Below are 1050 nucleotides of genomic sequence, written 5' to 3'. Positions count from 1 at the left end.
CCAAGCAGATGAGCTTGTCGATGGAGCACGACGCCGGTTTCGAGCGGCACCGCAAGGCGACACGCCGCGACGTGTTCCTGGCGGAGATGGATCAGGTGGTGCCATGGGCGGACCTGTGCGCGGTTATCGCGCCGCACTACCCGAAGGATCCGGTCGGTGGTGGTCGTCGCCCGGTGGGATTGGAGCGGATGCTGCGGATCCACTTCCTGCAACAGTGGTACGCGCTGTCCGATCCGGCGGTGGAAGAAGCGCTGTATGACTCGGTAGCGATGCGGCGGTTCGTGGGCATCGACTTGGGCCAGGAAGGCGCGCCGGACGAAACGACGGTTTGTAAGTTCCGGCACCTACTGGAGAAGCATGGTCTGGCCGAGCAACTTTTCGCCGCGGTGAGCAGACACCTCAAAGACCACGGCATGAAGCTCTCGCAAGGCACTATCGTGGACGCCACGATTATTGCGGCGGCGCCGTCGACCAAGAACAAAGCCAAGGCGCGCGACCCGGAAATGCACCAGACGAAGAAGGGCCAGCAGTGGTACTTCGGGATGAAGGCGCACATCGGTGTGGACGAGTGCACCGGACAGGTGCACTCGGTGGTGAGCACTGCGGCGAACGTGGCGGACGTGACCGAGGTGGGGAACCTACTGCACGGCAAGGAGCGGCACGTGTTCGGCGATGCCGGCTACATCGGCGCCGAGAAGCGGGCGCCCAAGCGAGGCCGCAGGTTCTGGATCGCGGCCAAGCGCAGCCTGGTGAAGGCGATCGAGGATGACAAGCTGCGCGAGATCACCGAGCAGTTGGAACACGCCAAGGCCTCGATACGCGCGGTGGTGGAGCATCCGTTCCGGGTACTGAAGCGGCAGTTCGGCTACGTCAAGGTCCGCTACAAGGGCTTGGCCAAGAACGGCGCGCAGGTCACGACGCTGTTCGCGCTGGTCAACCTGTGGATGGCGCGCGGAGCGCTGTTGCAACATAGGTAGGGCCGCTGTGTCCGCAGTGGACCAAAGAGGTCAACTGCGGAGCGAATAAGCCGGTATTCCGCCGTCAAAATGA

The 1050-nt window shown here is 63.5% G+C and carries 1 protein-coding gene; it reads left to right on the top strand.

The window, feature by feature from the left end; all coding sequences use genetic code 11:
- Positions 1 to 20 precede the first annotated feature (20 nt).
- Entirely contained in the window at positions 21 to 977 is a 957-nt protein-coding gene (locus J7I44_RS16730; protein WP_425599775.1) for an IS5 family transposase, read from the top strand.
- Positions 978 to 1050 lie beyond the last annotated feature (73 nt).

Source organism: Frateuria flava (assembly GCF_017837635.1).
In the GTDB taxonomy this organism is placed as follows: Bacteria; Pseudomonadota; Gammaproteobacteria; order Xanthomonadales; family Rhodanobacteraceae; genus Frateuria_A; species Frateuria_A flava.
The sequence above is the reverse complement of the archived record's forward strand: the minus strand, read 5'-3'. Positions and strand labels throughout refer to the sequence as shown.